This is a genomic window from Nocardioides furvisabuli, assembly GCF_021083185.1.
GTDB lineage: Bacteria > Actinomycetota > Actinomycetes > Propionibacteriales > Nocardioidaceae > Nocardioides > Nocardioides furvisabuli.
Map to the genome: position 1 here is coordinate 109,209 of NZ_JAIGQB010000002.1, position 19,791 is coordinate 128,999.

The 19,791-nt window shown below is 71.9% G+C and carries 18 protein-coding genes; 6 read left to right on the plus strand and 12 right to left on the minus strand.

All coding sequences use genetic code 11. The features are described from left to right. Nucleotides 1-6 precede the first annotated feature (6 nt). The 3 genes from K4G59_RS03700 to K4G59_RS03710 are packed head-to-tail and all read right to left on the minus strand — an operon-like array spanning nt 7 to nt 1,339. A complete protein-coding gene (locus K4G59_RS03700) occupies nt 7-441 on the minus strand; it encodes a barstar family protein (RefSeq protein WP_231249384.1) in 435 nt (144 codons plus the stop codon). Continuing rightward, a complete protein-coding gene (locus K4G59_RS03705) occupies nt 438-935 on the minus strand; it encodes a guanyl-specific ribonuclease (RefSeq protein ID WP_231249385.1) in 498 nt (165 codons plus the stop codon). Before K4G59_RS03705 ends, K4G59_RS03700 begins: the two co-directional genes overlap by 4 nt. Continuing rightward, nucleotides 935-1,339 (minus strand): Rv2175c family DNA-binding protein, encoded by a 405-nt coding sequence (locus tag K4G59_RS03710; RefSeq protein ID WP_231249394.1) that lies wholly within the window; start codon nt 1,337-1,339, stop codon nt 935-937. Before K4G59_RS03710 ends, K4G59_RS03705 begins: the two co-directional genes overlap by 1 nt. Before the next feature lie 104 nt (nt 1,340-1,443). On the opposite strand from K4G59_RS03710, the gene K4G59_RS03715 reads away from it, so the two are divergent. From K4G59_RS03715 to K4G59_RS03735, 5 genes are all read left to right on the plus strand, one after another. Continuing rightward, entirely contained in the window at nt 1,444-2,244 is an 801-nt protein-coding gene (locus K4G59_RS03715) for a glycoside hydrolase family 16 protein (protein ID WP_231249395.1), read from the plus strand. 174 nt (nt 2,245-2,418) lie between these two features. After that, nucleotides 2,419-3,228: a lytic transglycosylase domain-containing protein gene (locus K4G59_RS03720; protein ID WP_231249396.1), complete on the plus strand. Its 810-nt coding sequence runs from the start codon at nt 2,419-2,421 to the stop codon at nt 3,226-3,228. A gap of 132 nt (nt 3,229-3,360) precedes the next feature. Then, nucleotides 3,361-5,517, plus strand: coding sequence for a Stk1 family PASTA domain-containing Ser/Thr kinase (locus K4G59_RS03725; RefSeq protein WP_231249397.1), 2,157 nt, complete (start codon nt 3,361-3,363; stop codon nt 5,515-5,517). A gap of 17 nt (nt 5,518-5,534) precedes the next feature. Beyond that, a complete protein-coding gene (locus K4G59_RS03730) occupies nt 5,535-6,434 on the plus strand; it encodes a DMT family transporter (RefSeq protein ID WP_231249399.1) in 900 nt (299 codons plus the stop codon). A 70-nt stretch (nt 6,435-6,504) separates the two neighbouring features. Next, on the plus strand, nt 6,505-7,482 hold the full coding sequence (locus K4G59_RS03735) for an NADase-type glycan-binding domain-containing protein (protein WP_231249400.1): 978 nt from the start codon (nt 6,505-6,507) through the stop codon (nt 7,480-7,482). Here the strand turns inward: K4G59_RS03735 and K4G59_RS03740 are convergent. From K4G59_RS03740 to K4G59_RS03775, 8 genes are all read right to left on the minus strand, one after another. Then, a complete protein-coding gene (locus tag K4G59_RS03740) occupies nt 7,460-8,461 on the minus strand; it encodes a threonine aldolase family protein (RefSeq protein ID WP_231249402.1) in 1,002 nt (333 codons plus the stop codon). The two genes, K4G59_RS03735 and K4G59_RS03740, sit on opposite strands and share 23 nt — an antisense overlap. A 188-nt stretch (nt 8,462-8,649) precedes the next feature. Continuing rightward, the gene (locus K4G59_RS03745; protein WP_231249404.1) at nt 8,650-9,999 is read right to left on the minus strand and encodes a class II 3-deoxy-7-phosphoheptulonate synthase; all 1,350 of its coding nucleotides are present in this window, start codon (nt 9,997-9,999) and stop codon (nt 8,650-8,652) included. 93 nt (nt 10,000-10,092) lie between these two features. After that, nucleotides 10,093-11,382 (minus strand): ABC transporter substrate-binding protein, encoded by a 1,290-nt coding sequence (locus tag K4G59_RS03750; RefSeq protein WP_231249405.1) that lies wholly within the window; start codon nt 11,380-11,382, stop codon nt 10,093-10,095. Between the two features lie 29 nt (nt 11,383-11,411). Further along, nucleotides 11,412-12,584 (minus strand): branched-chain amino acid ABC transporter permease, encoded by a 1,173-nt coding sequence (locus K4G59_RS03755; RefSeq protein ID WP_231249407.1) that lies wholly within the window; start codon nt 12,582-12,584, stop codon nt 11,412-11,414. Then, nucleotides 12,581-13,492 (minus strand): branched-chain amino acid ABC transporter permease, encoded by a 912-nt coding sequence (locus K4G59_RS03760; protein ID WP_231249409.1) that lies wholly within the window; start codon nt 13,490-13,492, stop codon nt 12,581-12,583. The genes K4G59_RS03755 and K4G59_RS03760 overlap by 4 nt, the downstream gene beginning before the upstream one ends. Next, entirely contained in the window at nt 13,489-15,321 is a 1,833-nt protein-coding gene (locus K4G59_RS03765) for an AMP-dependent synthetase/ligase (protein WP_231249410.1), read from the minus strand. Before K4G59_RS03765 ends, K4G59_RS03760 begins: the two co-directional genes overlap by 4 nt. Next, on the minus strand, nt 15,318-16,112 hold the full coding sequence (locus K4G59_RS03770) for an ABC transporter ATP-binding protein (RefSeq protein WP_231249411.1): 795 nt from the start codon (nt 16,110-16,112) through the stop codon (nt 15,318-15,320). Before K4G59_RS03770 ends, K4G59_RS03765 begins: the two co-directional genes overlap by 4 nt. Next, nucleotides 16,109-16,897, minus strand: coding sequence for an ABC transporter ATP-binding protein (locus K4G59_RS03775; protein WP_231249413.1), 789 nt, complete (start codon nt 16,895-16,897; stop codon nt 16,109-16,111). Before K4G59_RS03775 ends, K4G59_RS03770 begins: the two co-directional genes overlap by 4 nt. Nucleotides 16,898-17,087: 190 nt before the next feature. On the opposite strand from K4G59_RS03775, the gene K4G59_RS03780 reads away from it, so the two are divergent. Next, nucleotides 17,088-18,308, plus strand: coding sequence for a PucR family transcriptional regulator (locus K4G59_RS03780; RefSeq protein WP_231249415.1), 1,221 nt, complete (start codon nt 17,088-17,090; stop codon nt 18,306-18,308). Between the two features lie 15 nt (nt 18,309-18,323). On the opposite strand, the gene K4G59_RS19830 is transcribed toward K4G59_RS03780, so the two are convergent. Beyond that, nucleotides 18,324-19,763: a metallophosphoesterase family protein gene (locus K4G59_RS19830; protein WP_308189341.1), complete on the minus strand. Its 1,440-nt coding sequence runs from the start codon at nt 19,761-19,763 to the stop codon at nt 18,324-18,326. Nucleotides 19,764-19,791 lie beyond the last annotated feature (28 nt).

Consider the following 19,791-nt stretch of genomic DNA (forward strand, 5'->3'; position numbering starts at 1 on the left):
GGGACCTCAGTCGAGGCTGGTGATCCCGGGGAGCACCGGGCCCTCGCCGCGCAGCAGCACCGTGAACGGCACGCCCCGGTCGTCGTTGACCCGGGACCCCAGCACGCTCAGGGCGATGCTGAAGGCCCGCTCGTCGGCGCGGGCCAGGGTGGCCCACCCGTCCCAGAGCAGCACGACCCCCTCGCGACCGGCGCCGATGTCGTGCAGGCAGTCGGCGAGGGCGTCGAAGTTGCGGCCGTAGTGCCCGGGGAAGTCGAGTGCCTCACCGACGGCGTCGAGGAAGTGGGCCTTGGAGTCCGCGCCGGTCCAGCCGTCGACGTGGGCGAAGCCCCACCCGGCGTGCTCGACGCTGTGGCGTACGTCGGCGGCGTCGAACGCGCCGTGCCACCGGTGGATCCCGGGTGCCACGCGCCCGGCCAGCACCGCGGCGAGCCCGCTCACGAGCCCACCTCCACGCGGGAGAACGAGCCGTAGTGGTCGTCGGTCCAGTAGTACTCGCCGGGCGAGCCTGCGACGATGCGGCGCGCACCACGGTCGTACGAGCCGGGCGTCGGCACGGTGTACTCGCGGTAGTAGCCGCTCGGCTGGTCGGGAAGGAGCTCCTCGCGGTTGCCGAACACCCCGCCGTCGTGCTCGGGCTCGGGGAACGGCCCACCAGCCTCGATCAGGTCGATCGTCCGGGAAGCCTCCGGCGGGAGGTCGGCGAGCCGGACGAGCGGGAGCCCGCTCGCCGAGCCGGTGGACGGGAAGGTGGTGGGGGCGTCGGAGGCCGCGTCGTCCAGCCGGGGCAACGGCTTCGACGAGGACGGCGCGTCGCCCGCGCTGGGGTCGGTGCCGTCCCGGTCGGCCGGGATGAACATCGACACCAGCAGGATCGCGGCCGCCGCGAGCAGCACCACCCACCGGTAGCGCTGCCGTGCGGCCGAGGCAGGCATCAGTACTCCAGCACCTGCGCGCGCCGCTTGACCTCGCTGCCGCGGTTCTCGCGCAGCGCGTCGATCGGACGCCCCGGGAGGTCGTCGTCGGTGAAGAGCCACGCGATGCACTCGCGGTCGTCGAAGCGGTGGTCGTGCAGCAACGTGAGGAGGCCCGGCAAACCCTTCACGATCAGCCCGTCCTGGAAGAAGTCGGCCGGCACGCACGGCCCCGCGCCCGGCCGGGGCACGGCGGCGGCCAGCTCGTGCTCGCGGATCATCGTGCGGACCTTGGCCGGCGTCACGCCGAGCAGCGCCGCCACCTGGCCCCAGTCCAGCCACTCCGTCACGAGGGCGGCCAGGTCACGCTCGGCGAGGGGGACGTCACTCGTGCCCGGGGTGCCTGGCTCACTGTGCTCGCTCATGCCCGCAGCCTAGGCGAGGAGGGTCGCGGGCGGTGAGTCGCGGCGCACCGGCGGACCGCGGGCGGAGTTGTCGCTTCCGGCACCGGATCCGTAGCGTGTCGTGGATGCACCCCCTCCGATCTGCCCTCGCCGCAGCCCTCGTGGGCCTGCTCGCCCTGACGCTCTCCCCCGTCGTCGCGCCCGCCTCGGCCGACCACTACGACGGTGCCCCGGGACCGGTCCACGCGGGCAACACGTTCGGCTGGTACCAGCACGGCGTGTTCCGCCAGGAGTTCATCGGCCCCAAGCCGGCCTTCTGGAAGAAGAAGGGCCGCGGGGTCGTCCGCACCCAGAACGGCATGCTCACGCTGATGAGCACCCGGCGCGGCAGCGTCTCCGCGACGCTCGACCTCAAGGGCCACACCTACGGCCGCTGGGAGATCCGGATGCGGGCCCGCACCATGTCGAAGGTCAAGGGAGGCAAGCCCTTCAAGGTCGTCACCGAGCTCGTCCCCGGCGGCACCCGCGACCAGCACTGCGGTGGGCGCGACATCGGCATCGAGAACTTCACCCTCGGCACGAACACCGTCAAGTCCTACGTCCACACGCTCCCGAACAGCTCCTACCGCGGCTTCCTCGGCCGGCACCTGCGCAACGACCGCTGGCACACCTACGCCGTCGAGGTCGCCCAGGACCACATCTCCTGGTTCGTCGACGGACACGTCATCAACACCGAGCGCCGCGCCGACGCGCTGGACCCGGTGCCGCGCCAGCTGAAGTTCGAGCTGCGCGCCAAGGGTGGCAAGAAGATGGACCCGGCGCGGATGCAGATGGACTGGATGCGCTACTGGTCGATGCGCGCGCCCAACGAGAAGTCGATCAAGGCCCCGCAGCTCGAGCTCAGCACCTTCAACGGCGCCTGCTGACCCGCTGCCGCACCACGCGACACCGCCACGGCGGCCGGGATCGGGCGACACGCCCGGCCCGGCCGCCGTTCGCGTTCGTCGTACGCCGGTCGCTAGCGTCGACTGCTTCGTTCGCGCGCTTCCCTCCCGGGACCTCGTGCCCCGGGCGCAGCGGACGGGACGAGGAGCGACCCTGTGCCCCGAGCAGACCACGCCCGACATCACCACCCCCGACATCACCACCCCCGACGTGACCGAGCCCGGACCCGCGCGCTCGCCACGGCCGTCGGCGTCCTCGCCGCCTCGCTCGCCACCGTGCTGACCGCGGCACCGGCCCGTGCCGACCACGAGCGGCTGCCCGCCGACCGGACCCTGCGGTCCTACGTCGTCCAGCCCGGCGACACCGCGTCGGGGCTGGCCGTGCGCTTCCACGCGTGGACGGCCGAGATCGTCGCCCACAACCACTTCGACGGCCGCGCGGCGCTGCGTGCCGGTGACCGGATCGAGATCCCCGTGGTGGGTCGCACCGGCGGCGGACGTGACGGCGGCGGCCGCGACGGCGGCCGGGGCACCGCGATGTGGCAGCACCCGGACGCTGACCGGGAGAAGGTCCGGCGGGTGGTCGCGGGCGCCGCGCGTCGCCACGGCGTCGATCCCCAGCTCGCCCTGGCCGTGTCGTGGCAGGAGTCCGGCTGGCAGACGGGCGTGGTCTCCAGCGCCAACGCCATCGGTGCCATGCAGGTGCTGCCGTCGACCGCGCGCTGGATGGAGCAGTACGCCGGACGGCCGCTGCGGTTGCGCAAGCTCGGCGACAACGCGCAGGCCGGCGTGCTGCTGCTCAAGGTGCTCTCGGCACACACGCAGCGGCGTACGCACAAGATCGGCGCCTACTACCAGGGCCTCGGCGCGGTGCAGCGCCACGGGCTCTACGACGAGACCCGGACCTACGTCGACAACGTCGAGGCCATCAAGCGCCGCCTCGAGGACGGCCGCCCGCCCTCCTGAGCGTGGCAGGCCGGGCGGAGCGCGCCACGCCCGGGCCCGTGCCTGCGCGTGGCCGCGCCCCGCACTTCCGTACGATGAGGGGGCCGGATCCTTCCCCGTCCGCTTGTGCGATCCGGCGCTGGAGGTCGAGCAGTGGAGCCATCCGAGCACGCCCGCGCGGCTGCGTCCGGCGGCTCCCGCGACCCCTTGGTCGGCCGGCTGCTGGACAGCCGCTATCGCATCGGCCCCCGCATCGCGCGCGGTGGCATGGCCAGTGTCTACGAGGCCACCGACACCCGCCTCGACCGCACGGTCGCGGTCAAGGTGATGCACCCCGGCCTCGGCGACGACCGTGAGTTCGCGGAGCGGTTCGTCCGCGAGGCCCGCGCCGCCGCCCGGCTGAACCACCCGCACGTGGTGGGCGTCTACGACCAGGGCGACGACACCTCCGACGGGCAGGACACCGTCTTCCTCGTCATGGAGTACGTCCCCGGGCACACCCTGCGCGACGTGATCCGCAAGGAGGCGCCGATGCCGCCGGCCCGGGCGCTGGCGCTGCTCGAGCCGGTCGTCTCCGCCCTCGCGGCCGCCCACCGGGCCGGCCTGATCCATCGCGACGTCAAGCCGGAGAACGTGCTCATCGCCGACGAGGCCCATGGTGGTCGGGTCAAGGTCGCCGACTTCGGACTGGCCAAGGCCGTCAGCGCCGACACCCAGCACACCGCAACCGGGGGCGTGCTCATCGGCACGGTCTCCTACCTCGCGCCCGAGCTGGTCGTCGACGGCCGGGCCGACGCGCGTGCCGACGTCTACGCCGCCGGCGTCGTGCTCTACGAGCTGCTGACCGGCAGCAAGCCCCACGAGGGCGAGTCGCCGATCCAGGTGGCCTACCGCCACGTCCACCACGACGTGCCGATGCCCTCGGACGGACAGCCCGGCATCCCCGACTACGTCGACGCGCTCGTCGCCCGCGCCACCTCGCGCGACCGCGAGCACCGCGCAGCCGACGCAGGCGTGCTGCTGCACCAGCTGCACCGGGTCGAGCAGGCACTGCGCGAGGGCCTGGCCGCCGACCCCGAGCTCACCGCGGACCTGCTCCCCCGGCGTACGCCCGACGCCGACGACGCCGACCCGGTCGGCAACGACACCACCCCCGAGCCGTTCGACGCCGGCGCGCTCGCGCTGCTGACCGAGGTCGACCCCCGCGACTCCGGGCTGGTCGACGACGGCAGCCCCGACCGCACGACCGCGCTCGAGCGCCACCTCGTGCCGACCGCCACTGCCCCTGTCGCCGCGCCGGTGACCGAGCCGATGACCGCCACCGCCCCTCCTGGGCCCACGCAGCCTCCTGCTCCCGCTCCGCGCCCTGCACCGGCACGGGCTCCGTCCAGGGTCGCGCCCGTCGCGACGACGGCGCGGCGCCGTTCGGCGAAGGGACCGGTCCTCCTGCTGCTCGCACTGCTCCTCGTGGCCGGCATCGGCCTCGGCGCCTACTGGTTCGGCTGGGCGCGCTACACCACGACCCCCGCGGTGCTGAACCTGGACCGGGCCGCCGCGACAGCGGAGCTCGAAGCAGCCGGGCTGGAGGTCGAGGAGGGCGAGCCGGCCTACTCCGAGAACGTCGCGCCGGGCCTGGTGATCGGCACCGACCCGGGACCGGGCGACCGGGTCCTCAGCGGAGGCACCGTCGCGCTCGTCCTCTCCCTGGGACCGGAGCGCTACGACGTGCCGGTCCTCGAGGGAAGCACCGAGGACCAGGCACAGGACGCGCTCGCCGCGACCAACCTGGTCTTCGGCGAGAGCCGGGGCAGGTGGAGCGAGACCGTGCCGGAGGGGCAGGTGATCCGCACCTCGCCGAAGGCGGGCACCACGCTCAAGCCGGGTGCAGTCGTCGACCTGGTGCTCAGCCGCGGCCGCAAGCCGATCGAGGTCAGGGACTTCACGGGGAAGTCGTTCGACGATGCCCGGGAGGCGCTCGAGGCACGGCGTCTCGAGGTGAGCGTCGCCGGGGAGGAGTTCAGCGACACCGTGCCCGAGGGCTTCGTGATCTCCCAGGACCCCACCGGCGGCACCCTCTTCCGCGGCGACACCGTCTCCTTCGTCGTCTCCCAGGGCCCCGAGCTCGTCGAGGTCCCGCGCGTGCGGGCGATGGGCGTCGAGGCCGCGACGTCGCTGCTCGAGGGGCTCGGCTTCGACGTCGAGACCGACGAGGCCGACGGGTACCTCGGCCTCGGCTTCGTGTTCAGCTCCGACCCCGGGTCCGGGCAGTCGGTGCCGAAGGGCTCGACGATCACGTTGTTCCTCATCTGAGGTCCTAGCCTTCCTCCGTGGAGCACGAGCAGACCCGGCGTACGACCCTGCTCGCGGCGGCCGCACTGCTGGCCATCGCGGCCTGCTGGGGCTCGACGTTCTTCCTCATCAAGGACCTCCTCGACCGGGTGCCGACGCTCGACTTCCTCGCCGTGCGGTTCAGCATCGCCGCGGTCGTGCTGCTGCTCGTCGCACCCCGCGCGGTCGGTCGGCTCTCGCCGGTGGTGCGCCGTCACGCCGTCGTGCTGGGGGTGCTCTACGGCATCGCGCAGATCCTGCAGACCGCCGGCCTCGCGCACACGCCGGCGAGCATCAGCGGCTTCGTCACCGGTCTGTACGTCGTCTTCACCCCGCTGCTCGCAGCCGCCATCCTGCGCACCCGGATCCCGCCGGTCACGTGGGCCGCCGTGCTGCTGGCCACCATCGGGCTCGGCGTGCTGGCCCTGCGTGGCTTCAGCATCGGCTACGGCGAGCTCATCACGCTGGCCTCCGCGGTCCTCTACGCCCTGCACATCGTGGGGCTCGGCGCGTGGTCGACGGCCCAGGACGCGGTCGGCATGACGATCCTCCAGATCATCGTGATCGCGCTGATCTGCACCCTGGCCACCGCTCACGACGGCATCGTGCTCCCCGACCGCACGAGCGACTGGGTCTCGGTCGCCTACATGGCCGTCGTCGTCGGTGCGCTCGGGCTGCTCGCACAGACCTGGGCGCAGGCCCACCTGCCACCCACCCGCAGCGCCATCATCATGAGCATGGAGCCGGTCTTCGCCTCGCTCTTCGCCGTCTGGCTGGGCGGGGAGGACGTCACCACACGCCTGCTGCTGGGCGGGTCGATGGTGCTCGTCGCGATGCTGACCGTCGAGCTCGCACCCCGGCGCGCGGTCGAGGGCGAGGTCCCCCACATCGCGGTCTGAGGCCCGGCCGCGCCGTCCCGACGTCCGCAGACCAGCGGACGCGGTGGATCCGCCCGCCTAGGGTGGGGCCGTGGACAGATGCGTGGCGTGCGGGGCCGAGCTCGGCGTGGGCCGGTTCTGCCTCAACTGCGGGCACCCCATCGGTGCCCCGGCGCCTGCTCCCCCGCCCCCGGCCGACCCGGCCCCCGCTCCGGTGCAGGCGGCTGACCCCACCCCGGTCCCGCCGACCGGCCCCGTCGAGGCCCCGCGCGTCGAGCCTCCGCCCGACAAGTCTCCGCCTCCCGACGAACGTCCGGCGCGCAGCAGCACGTGGGACCCCCGGGACGACCTGCTTCCCTACGAGGAGGTCGACGACCCCACGGCCGACGACCCGGTGCGCGGGTGGGCGTGGGCGGTCTGGGTCGCGTTCGCCGTCGCGCTGATGGTCCTGGCGGTGGTGCTGATCCGCGTCTTCGGCACCGACGGCGACGCCACCGCGGCCGATCCCGAGACCGGCGCGTCGAGCGCCACCACCCCGGCCGAGGAGGACCCGTCCGGTTCCGCCTCCGACGTCCCGAGAGGCATCGGCAAGCGCCTCGACCTCGCGGACTCCGCGACCTTCAAGGTGCCCGCGACGGCTCCCGCCACCACGGACCTCGACGGCACCCTGGTGGCCTACGAGGCCTCCCAGATGGCTGACGGCAACCCGGCCACGGCGTGGCGCACCGCCGGAGACGCCACCGGACAGCAGGTCGTCATCACCCTCGCCGAGCCGGGGGTGATCAACCGCGTCGGGCTGATCAACGGCTACGCCAAGCAGGTCGCGGGCGTCGACTGGTACCCCAACAACCGTCGCATCCTGTCGGTCACGTGGACCTTCGACGACGGCACCGAGGTCGAGCAGACATTCGCGGAGCGGCCGGCGATGCAGCGGATGAAGGTGCCGCCGGTGGAGACGTCGACGCTCACCGTGACCATCACGTCGGTCACGCCGCCGGGCAGCGGCAACCTCGGTCGTGACTACACCGCGATCAGCGAGGTCACCGTCATCGGGCGACGAGCCGGCTGAGCACCACTGCGGCCCGCTCGGCGTCGGCCCGCGACACGTCGAGGTGCGTCACCAGGCGTACGGCGCGGGGACCGACCGCCGCGATCCGCACGCCCTCCTCGCCGGCGCGCGCCACGAACGATGCCGCGTCGGGCCGGTCGACGACCACGATGTTGGTGTCGACGTCGGCCGGGTCGAGGCCCAGCGCCTCGCCCAGCAGCCGGGCGTGGGCGTGGTCGTCGGCCAGCCGCTCGACGTGGTGCTCGAGGGCGTACGCCCCGGCCGCAGCCAGGATGCCGACCTGGCGCATGCCGCCGCCCATCCGCTTGCGCCGCACGCGGGCCTGGGCGATCGCGTCGGCCGACCCGACCATGAGCGAGCCCACCGGCGCGCCGAGGCCCTTGGAGAGGCAGACCGCGAGGACGTCGGCGATCCGGCCGTAGTCCGCGAGCGGCGTCCCGGTGGCGACGTGGGCGTTCCACAGCCGGGCTCCGTCGAGGTGCACCCGCGTGCCGGTCGTGTCAGCCCAGGTGCGCAGGTCGCGCAGGTCGTCGATCGCGACGACCGTGCCGCCCGCGAAGTTGTGCGTGTTCTCGACCGACACCGCGGCCGTGCGCACGAAGAACGGCCCCATGTCGGGCGCATGGAGGCCGTCGATCGCCGCGAGGTCGAGGCGGCCGCGCTCACCGGTCCACGTACGCATCGTGATGCCGCTGATCGCGCCGTGTGCGCCCAGCTCGGCGCGGGCGATGTGGGCTGACGACTCGCACAGCACCTCCTCGCCCGGCTGCACGACGGAGGCGACGGCGAGCACGTTGGCCATCGACCCCGTCGGCGTGAAGAGTGCGGCCTCGTGGCCGAACAGGCCGGCGACCCGCTCCTGCAGGGCGGTGACCGTCGGGTCCTCGCCGTAGACGTCGTCGCCGACCTCGGCGCGGGCCATCGCGGCCCGCATCGCCTCGGTCGGACGGGTGAGGGTGTCGGAGCGCAGGTCGATCACGGGGCGAACCTACCCGTGGCACGGCGGAGCCGCCCCGCCGGGCAGCGGTGAGCCAGACATCTTCCGAGCCCGCGAAACCTGCCTCACGCACCGCTCGTACGCCGGCCAGTCGGGCAGCGGTGAGCCAGACATCTTCCGAACTCGTAGAACCTGCCTCACGCACCGCTCGGCGCCCAGACCGGGCGGGCTCAGGCCTTGCGGAGCATCTCTGCGACGAGGAAGGAGAGCTCGAGGGACTGGACCCGGTTGAGGCGGGGGTCGCACACGGACTCGTAGCGGTTGGCCAGGCCGGCCTCGTCGATCTCCTCGCCGCCGCCCACGCACTCGGTGACGTCGTCACCGGTGAGCTCGACGTGGACGCCACCGGGCCAGGTGCCCAGGCTGCGGTGCACGTCGAAGAAGCCCTGGACCTCCTCGATCACGTCGTCGAAGCGCCGGGTCTTGTAGCCCGAGGACGCCTCGAAGGTGTTGCCGTGCATCGGGTCGCAGACCCACGCCACGTTGAGGCCCTCGGCGGTGACCTTCTCCACCAGCGCGGGGAGGCCGTCGCGGATCTTGCCGGCGCCGAAGCGGGTGATGAAGGTGAGGCGGCCCGGGGTGTTGTCGGGGTTGAGGCGCGCGGAGTAGGCCAGCGCGTCGTCCGGGGTCGTGGTGGGCCCGAGCTTGATGCCGATGGGGTTCTTGATCTTCGACAGCAGCTCGACGTGGGCGCCGTCGAGCTGACGGGTGCGCTCGCCGATCCACACGAAGTGGGCCGAGACGTTGTAGGGCTCGTCGGTGCGCGAGTCGATGCGGGTCAGGGCCTGCTCGTACTCCAGCAGCAGCGCCTCGTGGCTGGAGTGGAAGTCGACGCGGTGGAACTCGTCGGGGTCGGCGCCGATGGCCTTCATGAAGGTCAGGGCGCGCTCGATCTCGTCGGCCATCGCCTCGTAGCGCTGGCCGAAGGGCGAGGACTGCACGAAGTCGGTGTTCCAGGTGTGCACCTGCCGCAGGTCGGCGTAACCGCCGGTGACGAACGCGCGCACCAGGTTGAGCGTGGCGGCCGAGGAGTTGTAGACGTCGACGAGGCGCTGCGGGTCCGGCACCCGGGCCTCGGGGGTGAAGTCGTAGCCGTTGACCGCGTCGCCGCGGTAGGCCGGCAGCGTCACCGGGCCGTCGGGCGACGGACGGGTCTCGAAGTCGCTGCTGCGCGGCTTGGCGTACTGCCCCGCGAGGCGGCCGAGCTTCACGACGGGCACCGAGGCGGCGTACGTCAGCACGACGGCCATCTGGAGCAGCACCCGCAGCTTGTTGCGGACGTTGTCCGCCGTGACGCCGGCGAAGGTCTCGGCGCAGTCACCGCCCTGGAGCAGGAACGCCTCCCCGCGGGAGACCGCGGCGATCTTCGCGGTGAGGTCGTCGCACTCGCCCGCAAACACCAGCGGCGGCGCGGTCCTCAGTCGGGCCACGGCAGCATCGACCGCCCCGGCGTCGGGGTAGGTGGGCTGCTGGTGGGGCCCGAGCGCGTGCAGCTGCTCGAGGGTGGGGATGGCACTCACCCCGCAAGGGTACGGCGGCGGAGCGCCCGCACCCGAACCCTGACCGCTCTCCGGGCGGTCAGGGTCCGGGCAGGGGCTCTGCCCGACGTCGGATCAGCCCTCGAAGCACGCGCCTTCGAAGGTGTGCTCGGACACCGTGGGGCCGGCGCCGAAGTCCTCGACGATGGTCACGCCGGACGGCGCGGACGGGTCGACCTTGCTCAGCACCGACTCGCGGAAGATCGTCTCGTCCGGGTCACCGGTCCTGTTGCCGGCCTCCTCCGGGAGCATCCCCTCGTAGTCGATCGTCTCCAGCGACTGCACCGCCTCGAGCAGGCCGGCACGGTCCTTGTCGTAGTCGCCCTCGAGCCACTCCTCCAGCGCCGCCTTCAACGGATAGGACCACGCCCAGCCGGCCGTGTAGCCGTCGTTGGGCTGGGCGACGTCGCCCAGCGCGTCGCGCATGGCCTGGTGGCCGGGCGTGTCGGTGCCGAAGGGTCCCCAGTAGCCGGACTGCATGTAGAGCGCCTCGAGCGCCGGGGCGGCCGGGGTCTCCAGCAGCGCCGGGTTCCAGGTCGGGCCGAGGCCGATGAACTTCCCGGTGAAGCCCTGCGCGGCCGCCTGACCGACGATGACCGCCGTCTCGGTGGGGCCGGTCCCGAGGATCACGAGACCGGGCTTCTGCTTCACGATGGCGCTGATGGCGCCCGCCTGGGACTCCTGGCCGGGTGCGGTCTCGACCCCGGTGAACTTGATCCCGTTGGCCTCGGCAGCGATCTCGGCCCCCGCCGCTCCGTCACCGCCGTAGTCACCGGGGAAGCCGACCGCCATCACCGAGGAGATGTCGTTCTCCGCCACCATGTAGTCGACGGCGTTCATCCCCTCGACGCAGTAGTTCGCGCCCGACTCCAAGATCGCGTCCTCGAAGGCCCACAGCGAGGTCCACGACGCCGGGGCGCCGACCATCTCGTCGCGGTCCATGTCGGGGATGATCGCCAGCGTGGTCGGCGAGCCCAGCGTCTGCGCGAGCGCCAGCACCTCGCCCTCGATCTCGCCGTAGACCTGCTGGTGGGTCTGCGGGTTGTAGAGGTTGTCCTTGACGTACTTGGTGACGTCGATGTCGTAGCCACCGATGCCGCCGTCCTCGTTGACGCGGTTCCAGAAGGCGGCCTGCGCCTCGGTGATCGGCACGCCCAGCGGGGCGAACGGACCCTGGGTCAGGTCGGAGATGGTGCCGAGGTAGATGCACCCGTTGTCGGCGTTGACCGCATCGGGGCACGCCTCGTCGGTGACCCCCGGCGCGCTGACGTCCGATGATCCCCCGTCGGCCTCCCCGCCACCGCGACAACCGGTGGCGAGCAGCGCCAGCGCGACCAGCAGCACTGCGGACTTCCTTGACTTCACGGTGCTCTCCTTTGTGTGTGTCCGGCCGCTCAGTAGCTGAAGGGCCAGCCTTTCCAGTAGTTGCGAATCCGGATCCAGATGCCGAAGAGCCCGCGTGGCTCGAACAGCAGGAAGCCGACGATGAGCAGGCCGTAGAGGACCTGCTCGAGCTGGAAGACGTTGGGGGTGTCGGTGACCTGGCCCGAGATGAAGGGCAGGTACGCCGGGAGCTCGCGCGTCAGGGTGGGCAGGAGGGTGATGAACAGCGCACCCATGACGGCCCCGCTGACCGTGCCCGCTCCCCCGATCAGCACCATCGCGATGAACTGCACCGACAGCAGCAGCCCGAAGCTGGACGGCTCGAAGAACCCGATGATGCTGTAGATCAGCGCGCCCGAGCAGCCGGCGTAGAACGAGGAGATCGCGAAGGCCACGGTCTTGGCGCGGGGCAGGTTGATGGCCATCATCTCCGCGGCCATGTCGCGGTCCCTGACCGCGGCGAAGGACCGCCCGGTGCGCGAGCGCGCCAGGTTGCGGGCACCCAGCGCGAACACCAGCAGCAGCACGAGCATCAGCAGGTAGAACTTCTGGTCGGAGGTCAGGTAGTCGCCGTCGCGGGCGAACTCGATGCCGAACAGCTCCGGCACGGCCGCCTCACGACCCACGCCCGCGCCACCGGTCAGGTCGCTCCACTCGCGGAACAGGTGCTCCCCGATGAACACCAGCCCCAGGGTGACGATCGCGAGGTAGAGCCCTCGCAGCCGCGTCGCCAACGGCGCCACCAGCACACCCGCGAGGCCGGCCACGAGACCGGCGGCGGGCAGCCAGACGAGGATGTTGGTGATGCCGAAGCCGATCGTGCGACCGTCCGGGTCACCGGAGATCGCCGCCGCCGTGTAGGCGCCGACACCGAGGAAGAAGGCGTGGCCCAGGGACACCTGCCCGGCCAGGCCGGTGATGATGTTGAGACCGAGAGCGCCGATCGCGAAGGCGTACGCCAGCGCCAGGGTGTTGAGGTGGTTGTCGGTCAGCATCTGCGACAGCCCGAGGGCGGCCAGCACGATGATGCCGACCCAGATCCGCTTGGGCCGGGTGTTGAACAGGGCCAGCTCCTGGGCGTACGACCGGTAGAGCTGGGGTCGTCCGGACAGCCGGGCGCCGCGTCGCGCGCGGGTCGCAGCCTGACGGGGGGCCCGGTCCGAGCCCGTCGAGAGAGTGGTCATACGCGCCTCACCTCCGGTGTTCCGAAGATGCCGTAGGGCTTGGCGAGCAGCACCAGCAGCATCAGGACGTAGGGCGAGACGACGGCGAAGTTGTCGCCCAGCCACGGCGCGTAGTCGCGCTGGTAGGTGCCGACCAGGGCCTCCACGACCCCGACCGCGAGGCCGCCGACCACGGCTCCCTCGAGCGAGTCCAGCCCGCCCAGGATGATCGCGGGGAGCGCCACGAGCGCCACGATCCAGATCTGCCGGTCGACACCCGCCGAGATGGCGAGCAGCGACCCCGCCACCGCCGCGAGGGCACCCGCCATGGCCCACGACAGGGCGAAGACGCTGCCGACGCTGACGCCCTGGGTGAGCGCTGCCTCCTGGTCGAAGGCGGCGGCCCGCATGGCGAGGCCGTGGCGTGTGTAGCGGTAGAACCAGAAGAGGACCGCCACGACGAGGGCCAGCGTCGCCAGCGACACCAGGTGCCGTTCCTGGACCCGGAGGCCGGCCAGCTCGACCCGCTCGAGGCCCCACGGGTTGGGGATGTTGCGGGCGCCCAGGCCGATGAAGCCGCTGGTCACCACGCGGACCACGATGTCGATGCCGATGGTGATGATCGCCACCACGAACGCCGGGCGTCCGACCATCGGCCGGATCGCACCCCGCTCGATCACCAGCGCGAGGACCGCGGTGAGGAGCGCCGCGACGGCCACCGACACGAAGAAGGAGAAGCCGGTGAAGAGCATCACGCCGAGGGCGGGACCCACGTAGCTGGTGATCGTCGCGCCGGTCAGCATCATCGCGGGCTGGGCGAAGCTGATCACGCCGGTGGACTTGTAGATGATCACGAAGCCGAGGGCCAGCAACGCGTAGATCGAGCCCGAACCGAGCCCGCGCAGGACCACTTCCAGGAACTGGGTCATCGTGTCGCTCCGGTGTACATGTCGCTGACGGTGTCCTCGAACATCTGGGAGATCGCGGAGCGCTTGACCTTCTGCGTGGCGGTCAGCTCACCGTCCTCGTGGTCGAGCTCCTTGGGCAGCAGCCGGAAGGCCTTGATGCGCTCCACCTGCGACAGGTCGGCGTTGACCGCGTCGACCACGCCGGAGACCAGCTCCACGACCTCCGGCTTGGCGCTCAGGTCGCGGTAGGTGCTGTAGCCGAGCTGGCGGCGCTGCGCCCACTCGCCGACGGTGTCGAGCTCGATGCCGATGAGCGCGGTGAGGAACTTGCGGCCGTCGCCGATCACGATCGCCTCCCGGATGAAGGGCGAGGCCTTGAGCTCGTTCTCGATCATCGACGGCGAGATGTTCTTGCCGCCCGCGGTGATGATGATGTCCTTCATGCGGTCGGTGATCTTCACGTGCGTCCCCTCGACCCACTCGCCGACGTCGCCGGTGTGCAGCCACCCGTCCGGGGTCAGCGCCATCCGGGTCGCCTCCTCGCGCTGCCAGTAGCCCGCGAAGGTCGCCCCGCTGCGGGTGAGGATCTCCCCCGTCTCCTCGTCGATCCGCAGCTCGGTGCCGGGGTGCACCTCGCCCACGGTGCCGAGGCGGATCCGGCCCGGGCGGTTGCCGGTGGCGACCGCGGTGTTCTCCGTCATCCCGTAGACCTCGTGCATCGGCACCCCGATCCCCATGAAGAACCGCAGGACCTCCGGTGCGATCGGGGCAGCCCCGGACGCGGCGTAGCGGACCTTCCGCATGCCCAGGCGGTCCTTGAGCGCGCGGTAGAAGAACACGTAGCCCACGGCGTAGCGCAGGCGCGTCGACGTGCTGTGCACGCCGCCCTGCGCGACCAGGCGCTGTCCGATGTCCTCGGCGACGCCCAGCCAGAACCTGGACACCGTGCGCTTGAGCCAGGAGGCGCCGGACAGCCGCGTCTCCACGCCGGCCAGCAGCTTCTCCCAGATGCGGGGCACGCCGAACAGGATCGTGGGCTGCACCTCGCGGAGGTTGACAGGGACCGTCTCGATGGACTCGGCGAAGTTGACCTGCGTCCCCGCGGCGGCGTTGAACCAGGTGGAGAAGATCCGCTCCGCGACGTGGGCCAGGGGCAGGTAGGACAGGGTCAGGTCCCCCGGCCCGGGCGGCGGGTCGGTGAAGGCGCCCTGCTCGACGAGGACCTCGATCGCGCACTCCACGTTGCTGACCGTGAGCATCGCGCCCTTCGGGGGGCCCGTGGTGCCGGAGGTGTAGATCAGCGTGGCGAGGTCGGAGGGCTCCTGCTGGGCCAGCGCACGAGCGAGCGCGTCCGGGTGGGACTCCCGGTGGTCGCGACCGAGGTCGAGGAAGTCCTCCCACGAGAGCAGCAGCTCGCTGTCGTAGCGGTGACGGATGCCCCGCGGCTCGAGGTAGACGACGCGGACCAGGTTCGGCGCCTGGTCGAGCACCGAGAAGGCCTTGTCGACCTGCTCCTGGTCCTCCGCGACGAGCACCTTGGCTCCGGAGTCGTTGAGCAGGTAGCCGACCTCGGCGGCGGGGTTCGTGGGATAGACCCCCACCGACGCCGCGCGGGCGGCCAACGCTCCCATGTCGCAGATCAGCCACTCCGGCCGGTTCTCGGAGTGGATCGCGACGCGGTCGCCAGGCACGACGCCCAGGGCGAGGTAGGCGTGGCCCGCCAGCTGGACGTGCTCCCAGTAGGTCGCCCAGGTCCACTCCCGCCAGACCCCGAGGTGCTTGTCGCGCAGCGCCACCGCGTCGGGCATCGACTCGGCGTGGGCGCGGATCCGGGTGACGGGGCTGGTCACGACCCCACCTCGCTGCCGAGGTAGGCGCGCACCACGTCGGGGTGGCGCTGCACCTCGTCGGGCGTGCCCGTGACGATCGGAGTGCCGAAGTCGACGACCAGCACCCGGTCGGCGAGGTCCATGACCAGGCCCATGTCGTGCTCGACCATGATGATCGGGACGTCGAGCTCGTCTCGGATGTCGAGGACGAAGCGGGCGGTGTCCTCGGTCTCCTCCTGGTTCATCCCGGCGACCGGCTCGTCGAGCAGCAGCAGCTTGGGCTCCATGGCGAGCGCCCGGCCGAGCTCGACGCGCTTCTGCACGCCGTACGGCAGCAGCCCGACCGGCATGCTGCGCCACTGTGCGAGCTCGAGGAAGTCCACGATCTCCTCGACCGCTTGCCGGTGCTCGACCTCCTGGCGGCGGGCCGTGCCCACCCAGGCGAAGGCCTGGAGGAAGCCGTAGGTGATGTGCTGGTGCCGGCCCAGCATGAGGTTGTCGAGCACCGTGAGGTGCTCGAACAGTGCGATGTTCTGGAACGTCCTGGCCATCCCCATGGCGGCGATCCGGTGCGGACGACGACCCAGGATGCTCTCGCCCATGAACTCCACCGAGCCCTGCTGCGGCCGGTAGACGCCGGAGAGCACGTTGAACAGCGACGTCTTGCCGGCACCGTTGGGACCGATGATGGCGAACAGCTCGCTGGGGCGCACCTCGAAGCTCACACCGTTGACGGCCTTCACGCCGGCGAAGGACAGGTGCACGTCGTCGAGCCGGGCCACGGGTGCGGCGTGCGCCGCCTGGTCCGTCATGCCGACCACCTCTTCTTGCGCCGGTAGTGCTTGGTGTCGCGGAAGGACTTGCGGCCGTCCTCACCGGGATGGAGGCCGAGGTAGAACTCGCGCACGTCGTCGTCGTTCAACAACGCGGCGGCCGGCTTGTCGAGGACCACCCGTCCGGTCTCCATCACGTAGCCGTGGTGGGCGATCGAGAGGGCCATGGTGGCGTTCTGCTCGACCAGCAGGACTGCGGTGCCGCCCTTGTTGATCTCGAGCACCACGTCGCGGATGTTCTCGACCATCTTGGGCGCCAGGCCCAGGGTGGGCTCGTCGAGGAGGAGGTAGCGCGGCTCGGACATCATCGCGCGCCCGATCGCCAGCATCTGCTGCTCACCGCCGGAGAGGTAGCCCGCGGTCGCGGCCCGTCGGTCGCCCAGCACCGGGAACAACGCGTACACCCGCTCGAGGTTGTCCGCCATGCGCGAGCGGGCGGTGTGGGCGCCGACCTTGAGGTTCTCCTCGACGTTGAGCTCCACGAACACACGACGGCCCTCGAGCACCTGGCGCACCCCGTGCCGGACGACCCGCTCGGGGCTCATCCGGTGGATCGGTTGGTCGTCCAGGGTCACGCGCCCCTTGGCGACCTCGCCCTGGTGGATGTCCAGGAGCCCGGTGAGGGCGCGCAGGAGGGTCGTCTTGCCGGCCCCGTTGGAGCCGAGGAGGGCGACGATGCCGTCCTCGGGCACGTCGATGCTCACGCCGCGCAGGGCCAGGACGACGTCGTCGTAGACGACCTCGAGGTTGCGGGCGGAGAGCATCGTGGACCGGGTTCCTTCCGAGGGGCGAAGTGACGACAGTCACATCGTGGACCCGCTTCGCCGTTGATGTCACTGGTCGTCGGCCCAAAGTCACGACCGCCTGGCCTGTGGCCGGACCACAAGGTGGCGCGGGGGTGGCGCAACCGCGATCGGCAGGTCACCATGGGCGACCAGCTCGAGGGGAGACTCGGTGACGAACGGGACGGTGGCGCTGGCCGGCGAGGCCCACGGCGCGGACAAGCTCGCCCAGTGGGTCCAGCGGCGCGAGTCGGTGATCGCGCACGACGCGACCAACACGATCTGGCACCAGGTGCCGGCCTACGGCGCCCGTGCTGACGCGGGACTGCGTGACGACGTCGAGGCCCACTGCCGGCAGGTCTTCGCCGCGTTCCTCGCCAGCGTCAACGAGCGGCGCCATCCGCTCCGGTCGGACTTCCCCTGGAGCGGGCAGCACGCGATGCGCCGCGTCGAGCTCGGGATCACCCTGTCCGACTTCATGAAGGCCTTCCGCGTCGGCCAGCTGACCCTGTGGGACGACATCCTCGCGGGCGTCAACGAGTGGCCCTCGACCAAGGACGCCGCGCTCCTGCTCGTCAACCAGGTGATGCGCACCATCGAGGTCGGGAGCACCGCCGCGGCCGAGGCGTACCTCGAGGCCCAGCAGTACCAGCTCGCCGACTCCGCCCGCCTGGCCCGCGACCTCCTCGAGGACCTGCTCGCCGGGAAGCCGCCGACAGTGGAGGAGCGCCAGCTGGCGCTGGCCCAGATGGGCCTGTCCGACGACGAGCCCCTCGTCGCCCTCGTGGCGACCCTGCCCTCGAAGGTGGTCGGGACCGAGCAGCGGGCCAGGCTGCGGGCGGCGCTCACGGTCGCCGGCCGGGGCATGGTCGTCGCGCGCCACCACGAGGTGGTCGCACTGCTGCCGGTGGGACCCCACGGCCCCACCCAGGTCGTGGACGGCGTGCGGGCGGCGGTCGTCTCCCTCCTGGCCGACGGCATCCTGACCAGCGTGGGGCTCAGCTGTGCGCGCACCGGGTTCCGCGAGATCCCCTGGGCCTACGAGGACGCCCGGACCGCGATGGGCTCGCTGCTCGGCCGTCCCGGCGTGCGCGCCATGGACGAGATGTCGACCCTGGACCTGCTCATCTCGAGCCAGAAGAACGCGCGGCTGGTGCGGTCCTTCGTCGAGGAGGACCTCGCGACCGGTGGGATCCTCGTCGAGACGCTCAGCACCTACGTCTCCCACGACCTGAACGCCAAGCTCACCGCGATGCACCTCCACGTGCACGCCAACACCGTCTACTACCGCCTCGACCGGATCGCCGAGCGCACCGGCTGCGACGTCCGCCGGGTCGAGGACCTCATCGACCTGCTGCTGGCCGTGCGCCTGGTCCGTGCGGAGACGCCCTGAGCGACTCGATCAGGGTCAGCGTCTCGGCGCGAGGACTCCGGCGGCGTCCTCGACCCGCAGTCCGCCGGAGCGGGTGCGGCTGGCGACGAGGGTGCCGGTGACGACCGACGGGAGCGGGTAGGAGATCGTCCCGGGCGCTCCCTGGCGCGACGTGGTCCACAGGCGGTCGGCGTAGCCCACCTTGCCCCGGAACTGGTGGTTCTCCAGGACGAGCCGCCCCGCCGTCGCCTGGCCGAGGACGTAGGACGCCTCGCCTCGGTAGAACAGCGAACCGTGCGAGACCTCGAGGATGCCGTCGCGCTGGCGGACGGTCTGGTCGTGCACCTCGCCACTGAGGTAGACGTCGACGCCTCCGTCGACCATCGCCCGCCACAGCCTCGAGGACCGGCCCTCCTCGTAGACCAGGTGCGTGGAGTTGCGGACCCGGACGGGGCCGGGCATCGGCGTGTGGCCCTGCACCACCACCCACGGCACCTCGTCACGGCGCGCCGTGCGCAGCACGCGCTCGAGCCAGGCCAGCTGGGCGGCGTCGACGGACATGTGCACGTCCCCCCCGCGGCGCTCGAAGACGTCGAGCGTCACCAGCAGCACGTCGGCGTCGAGGCGGACGGCGTACGCCGTGTGCCGGGCCGGCCCGCGTCGGGGCCGGTCGGCGAACCGCGGTCGGCCGTCGCTGCCGCTCAGTGCGTGGTCGGCGAAGATCTTCTTGAACTCCGGCACGTGGCGCCGCTTGAAGTCGACCCACGGGTGGCGTCCGCGGACCCGCCACGGGTCGTCGCCGACCTCGTGGTCGCCGACGGCGGGGTAGGTCGTCAGCCCGTGGTCGGCGAAGCGCTGGAGCCAGGCGGGGTAGTAGACGTCGGCGGCACGCCGCCAGGCCCGCAGCCGCTGCGCCTGGGTGCGGACCGGGCCGAACACGCCGGTCCTCGAGTCGTCGCGCCCCCAGCGACCCTCCACCAGGTCGCCTGCGACCAGCACGTCACGCGTGCCGTGGCCGGCCATCTCGTCCAGCACCCGGTCCAGCGCCGTCTCGTAGGAGGCGTTGGTGGAGTTGGCGACCTCGCCGGTCGCCTCGACGACGTAGTGCTTGCGGCCGTCCGCCGTGAGGTCGGCGACGTCCTGGTTGAGGAAGTCGGGTGCGGAGATGAAGCGGTAGCCGCCGGTCAGCTCGGGCGCCGGCGGGACAGCGGGGCGATCGCGCGGGCCGCGCGCGCTCGTCTCGACGAGCGGCTCGGCCCGGGGCACGACCTGCTCGCGCTCCACCCCGCTCGGAGCCTCGCGTCGGGTCTCGCGGGACCGCTCGCGCGCGGCACGGGCCGCCGTGTCGATCGTGGGTGCGGGGTAGTCGGAGCCGGGTGCCGCACCGGCCGGCTCGGCCGGGGGCGTGAGCATCGTGCAGCAGAGCGCGCCGACGACCAGCAGCGCAGAGAGCGGTCCGAGAGGTCGTCGTGTCACTCGACCAACCGTAGACGGCGCGGCCGAC